The sequence below is a fragment of the Kitasatospora sp. NPDC059747 genome, from assembly GCF_042732955.1.
Taxonomy (GTDB): domain Bacteria; phylum Actinomycetota; class Actinomycetes; order Streptomycetales; family Streptomycetaceae; genus Kitasatospora.
This window is the reverse complement of the sequence record NZ_JBHWGV010000059.1, coordinates 7552-12750: the sequence shown is the minus strand read 5'-3', so window position 1 is coordinate 12750 and position 5199 is coordinate 7552. Positions and strand designations below refer to the sequence as shown.

The following is a 5199-nucleotide window of genomic DNA, read 5'->3' as shown; positions in this document are numbered from 1 at the left end:
TAGTATCTCTATTTACACTCATTGGGCGCCCCCCGGTGCCCACACTCACAGTGCGGGGGCGCGGGGGGGGGCGGTGCCCCCCCCCCCCCCCCTAGCCGTTTGCTAAATGCGTCAGCGGATGTTGTCCACGTCGACGAGGTCGACCCGGACGTTGCGACCGCCGAGGGCGCCGACCACGGTGCGCAGAGCGCGCGCCGTGCGGCCGCCCCGGCCGATCACCTTGCCGAGGTCATCGGGGTGCACACGCACCTCGATGGTGTTCCCCCGACGCAGGTTGCGCGAGCGCACCTGCACCTCGTCGGGGTGCTCGACGATGCCCTTCACCAGGTGGTCGAGGGCGTCCTCGATCACGATCAGGCCTCGGCGGCGGCGTCGGCCTCAGCCTCGGCCTTGTCCGACTTCTTGGCCTTCGGGGTGATGGCGACACCGGTGGTGGCGTCCTCGAAGCCGGCGACGGCCTTCGCGAACAGGTGCGAGAAGTCCTCGACCTTGGGCTCGGCGACCTTGAGCGGCGCCGGGGCCGGCAGGCCCTTGAACTTCTGCCAGTCGCCGGTCAGCTTGAGGATGGCGAGGACCGGCTCGGTCGGCTGGGCGCCGACGGACAGCCAGTACTGGGCGCGGTCGCTGTCGACCTCGATCTTCGAGGGGTTGTAGGTCGGCTGGTAGATGCCGATCTCCTCGATCGCGCGACCGTCACGCTTGGTGCGCGCGTCGGCGATGACGATGCGGTAGTGCGGGGAGCGAATCTTGCCGAGACGCTTGAGCTTGATCTTGACTGCCACGGGAGTGGATTCTCCTGGTGTTGACGTGGGTGAGCGGTCGCGTTCATCGCGTGGGGTTGCGGTGCGGACCGTTCAAGGGACACGCCAGCCGTAGGAGAGAGGGGTCCTGCTCGGCTGCCGAGTACTCAGCTGTCCATTCTGCCATACCGGCGCCAACCGCCTGGACCGGGCCTCCCGGGCACCGTCTGCGGACCGGGCTTCCCGGGCCCCGTCCACCGAGCCGGACACGGAGCCGGAGCCGGACCGGCCGGCCCCCGGACCCACCTCGTGGGGCCGGACCGGACCGGGAGCCCCCGCTCCCGGTCGAGTCCACTGATTCCGTCCACGAGTCTTCCGATCGCACCCGCCGGTTTCGCTGCCCGCACAGCCGACCACCGGGTCCTGCCACCCGGTCACGCGACCCCGAACCGGTCACGTGAGCCCGATGGGCCCTGCCTTGCCGAACTTCTCGAACGCGCTTGTCGAACTCGTCGAACGTGCCGAACTCGTCGAACCCCGTCGAGATTGCTGAAATTGCTGAAATGGTTGGACCTACCAGAACCGCCGGAACTCCCGGAACCCCCGGAACGAACCGCCGAACCCGACAGGATCAGGCGATCTTGAAGGGCTGCTGGCACGCGCCGCAGACGATGGACGCCTGCGCGAGCACCGACGGCACGACCCGGACGTTCCGCCCGCAGCCGCACACCGCCTTGACCCGCACGCCGCCCCCGGAGGAACCGTGCCGGGCGGCCGGCCCGCGGAAGGCGCGCGTCGCGCCTTCGCCGGCCACCGCCTCCTGGTGCGCACCCAGGGCGCGGTCCAGGCGTTCGATGGTCTCGGCGTACCGCTCCTGCGTCTCCTTGAGCATGGTCACCTGGGAGAACCCGCTGCTCGCGTGCGGTTCCACCGGGTGTGCCAGACCGAGCTCGGAGGCGAGCATCAGGAAGCGCCGGTTGTGGTAGCGGCCGGCCCGCGAGGTGTCCCGGATGTCCCGGGCCGCGGCCAGACCGTGGGCAGCCTCGTGGAGGAGCCGCTCGAAACCGAGCCGCGTGCCACAGGCCGAGGAGGACTCGCCGATCAGGGCCTCGGGCGAGGCCAGGTCCGGGAGGTCCTGGTGGTAGGCCTGGATGTCACTCCAGGCGGCGGCCAGTTCGGCCGCGAGGACGAGGGGCTGTGTCGTGCTCACGCTAGACCAACGATGGAGTGCGAGCCGATGTTCCGCCTGTTCCCGTTCTCCGGGAATTCCCAGGGAACTCCCAGGAATGCATGGTCGCGCGCGAATTGCGCGTTCCGGATCTGACGCAAGACCAACCCCCTGCCGGTTTCGGCCCGCGCAGCTCGGCGGGCCTGGTGAATTCCGTCCGGGGGGCGGGCTGTCGCACCCAGGACGTACGGCCCGTGGTCCTGTCGAAGTTGACAGGGCCACGGGCCGTACACCGTACCGCTATTCCGTTAATACCGGCAGTTGACCGGCCAGTAGGGATGTTGCGAGTCCGGAGCCGTCGGCGAGAGTTACCGGATTCTTACCACCCGCATTCCGGGCAAATGTTGCCGGTAACGGTCATTACCCACCGCCGGTCGTACCGATGGTCGGGATCAGTACGCACGCGCGACGATCGCGATATTGCCTTCCTGGTCGTCCGTCTGCGGCACCGAACCGTCGGCGGCGACGATGCAGCGCACCGAGACGCCCTGCTCGGCCAGCTTGGCCTCGCCCTCCGGGCCGAGCTCGGCCCAGGAGATCCGGCCCCAGCCGGTGGCGGCGGCCTCGACGGCCTCGTCGAGGGTCTTGACGTCGACGGTGCGCGACTCGCGGCGCTCGCGGGACTGGCGCAGCAGGAGCGCCTGGTCGTCCTCCAGGACGCCCGGGAGCAGCTCGGCCAGGGCGTCGATCGAGACCGGCTCCTTGCCGCCCGCGATGCGGCGGACCAGCATCGCGGTGCCGTTCTCCAGGTCGCGCGGGCCGACCTCGATGCGGACCGGAACGCCCTTGAGCTCCCAGTCGACGGCGCGGCGGCCGAACGGGGTGTCGGTGCGGTCGTCGACGACCACGCGGACGCCGACGGCCTCCAGGCGGGCGCCGATCTCGCGGACCTTGGCGATGACCGCGTCGTCGCCCTTGATGGCGAGGACGACGGCCTGGACGGCGGCCAGGCGCGGCGGGACGCGCAGGCCGTTGTCGTCGCCGTGGGACATGATCAGGCCGCCGACCATGCGGGTCGAGACGCCCCAGGAGGTCTGCCAGACGTACTCGCGCTCGGCGCCCTGGAGCTGGTAGGTGGTGTTGAACGCCTTGGCGAAGTTCTGGCCCAGCTCGTGGCTGGTGCCCATCTGCAGGGCCTTGCCGTCGCCCATCATGCCCTCGAGGGTGAGGGTGTTGATGGCGCCGGCGAAGCGCTCCTTGGCGGTCTTGCGGCCGAGCACGACGTCGATGCCGAGCACGTTGGTCATGAAGTCGCCGTAGACCTGCGTGTGGATCATCGACGCGTACGCGCGGGCGTCCTCGTAGGTGGCGTGGGCGGTGTGGCCCTCCTGCCAGAGGAACTCGGTGGTGCGCAGGAAGACGCGCGGGCGCAGCTCCCAACGGACCACGTTGGCCCACTGGTTGATCAGCAGGGGCAGGTCGCGGTGGCTCTGCACCCACTTGGAGAAGTACTCGTTGATGATCGTCTCGGAGGTCGGCCGGACGACGACCGGCTCCTCCAGCTGCTTGCCGCCGCCGTGGGTGACCACCGCGAGCTCGGGGGCGAAGCCCTCGACGTGCTCGGCCTCCTTGGTCAGGTACGACTGCGGGATGAACATCGGGAAGTAGGCGTTCTGCGCGCCGGCCTTCTTGATCCGCGCGTCCATCTCCTGCTGCATCCGCTCCCACAGGCCGTAGCCGTACGGTCGGATGACCATGGTGCCGCGCACCGGACCGTTGTCGGCCAGCTCGGCCTTGTTGATGAGGTCCTGGTACCAGCGCGGGAAGTCTTCCGCCTGAGGGGTGAGAACGGGTGCCTTAGCCATGGCCCGAATGGTACGGGGAGCGGCCCCCTGACTTCGAATCGGTATCACACCCGCGGCGGACGGCCACCCCGGCCACGGGACAGCACGGCTCGGCCACGGGACGACCACCGCGCGACCACGGGACGGACGGGGCACGACCACGGGACGGACGGGGCGCGGACGCGGGACGACCCCCGCCGACAGCAGGGGGCGCACGACCGCGACACGCGCGCACCACCCTGCACCCCTCTGGACGCCGCGCCCGAGCCGCTGTTCGCTGGAGTGGGGCGGGACTTTGGGGGAGCCGTAGCAGCACACCGAAGGACCGGATGGGAGGCCGCGATGGCTTCAGCTCGGACGACCGGCACGACCGAACGACCAGCGGGCGCACGACCGCACCACCCCCACGCGGGGGGCGCGTGGCCCGCGCGGGCGCGCGACTGGGCGGAGATCCAGGAACGCATGCTGGTACCGCTGTACGAGGCGGTCTACGACCGGCTGGAGGTCGGCCCGGCGAGCAGCGTGCTGGGCCTGGGCTGCCGCTCCGGGCTGGCGCTCCTGCTGGCGGCCGGCCGGGGTGCCCAGGTCGCCGGCCAGGAACCCCGGGACGAGCTGCGCGAGCTCGCGCGGGACCGTCGGCTGCGGGTGTGCGCGGGGGCCCGGCCGGCCACCGCGCTCCCCCGCTCGGCCCATTCGCTGGTGACGGTTTTCGAACAGCTCCCGGCGAGCGCCGAACCGCGCACGGTGGTCGCCGAGGCCGCCCGGCTGACGCTGCCCGGCGGGCACGTGGTGCTGGCCGCCTGGGGGCCGCAGGAGCGCTGCGAGAGCGCCGCGGTGCTGGACGTGGCCCGGCGGATGGCCGGCCGCACCACCGCGCGCGACCCGTTCGACCTGAGCGCGCCGGGCGCCCTGGAGGACCTGATCGCCGCGGCCGGCCTGCGTCCGGCCGGCAGCGGCCGGGTGAGCTGCCCGTTCGCCTATCCGGACCTGGACAGCGCGGTGCGCGGCCTGCTCTCCACCGGGCTGTTCGAGGCCGCCGAGGAGTTCTCCGGCGGCGCGCTGGTGGCCAAGGAGCTGGAGGAGGCGCTGCAGCCCTACCTGCGCGCCGACGGGTCGGTCCGGATGGAGAACGTGTTCCGCTACCTGATCGCGGAGCGTCGCCGCTGACCCGGGCACCGCGGCACACGCGGCGCGGCACGCACGGCCCGGCACACGCACCGCAGCACACGCGGCCCGGCAGACACGGCACGCCGGAACCCGGCGGACCGGGGGCACACCCCGAGACGGACGAAACCGGGGGGGGGGGGGGGGGGCCGTTGGCGGGGGGGCCCCGGGGCGGGTGGGCCCGGTGCCGGAACCGCGGCGGCGGCGCCGGGTGCCGGGGCGGGGGCGCGCGTGGGAGGGGGGGGCGTCGGTGGTGCGGCCGTGCTCCAGGGCGGTGGGGAGG

Annotated in this window: 5 protein-coding genes; 1 reads left to right on the top strand and 4 read right to left on the bottom strand. The window is 71.8% G+C overall.

Annotated features, from left to right (window positions below; all coding sequences use genetic code 11):
• Nucleotides 1-111 precede the first annotated feature (111 nt).
• From ACFV4G_RS24635 to proS, 4 genes are all read right to left on the bottom strand, one after another.
• Entirely contained in the window at nucleotides 112-351 is a 240-nt protein-coding gene (locus tag ACFV4G_RS24635) for an RNA-binding protein (RefSeq protein ID WP_030056773.1), read from the bottom strand.
• Between the two features lie 2 nt (nucleotides 352-353).
• Entirely contained in the window at nucleotides 354-782 is a 429-nt protein-coding gene (rpsP, locus tag ACFV4G_RS24630) for a 30S ribosomal protein S16 (RefSeq protein ID WP_148642771.1), read from the bottom strand.
• 589 nt (nucleotides 783-1371) lie between these two features.
• The gene (locus ACFV4G_RS24625) at nucleotides 1372-1950 is read right to left on the bottom strand and encodes a hypothetical protein (protein WP_380443859.1); all 579 of its coding nucleotides are present in this window, start codon (nucleotides 1948-1950) and stop codon (nucleotides 1372-1374) included.
• A 410-nt stretch (nucleotides 1951-2360) separates the two neighbouring features.
• Nucleotides 2361-3773, bottom strand: a complete 1413-nt coding sequence (gene proS / locus ACFV4G_RS24620; RefSeq protein WP_380443857.1) for a proline--tRNA ligase — start codon at nucleotides 3771-3773, stop codon at nucleotides 2361-2363.
• Nucleotides 3774-4094: 321 nt separating this feature from the next.
• Here proS and ACFV4G_RS24615 point away from each other — a divergent pair, with 321 nt between their 5' ends.
• On the top strand, nucleotides 4095-4919 hold the full coding sequence (locus ACFV4G_RS24615; protein ID WP_380443855.1) for a class I SAM-dependent methyltransferase: 825 nt from the start codon (nucleotides 4095-4097) through the stop codon (nucleotides 4917-4919).
• Nucleotides 4920-5199 lie beyond the last annotated feature (280 nt).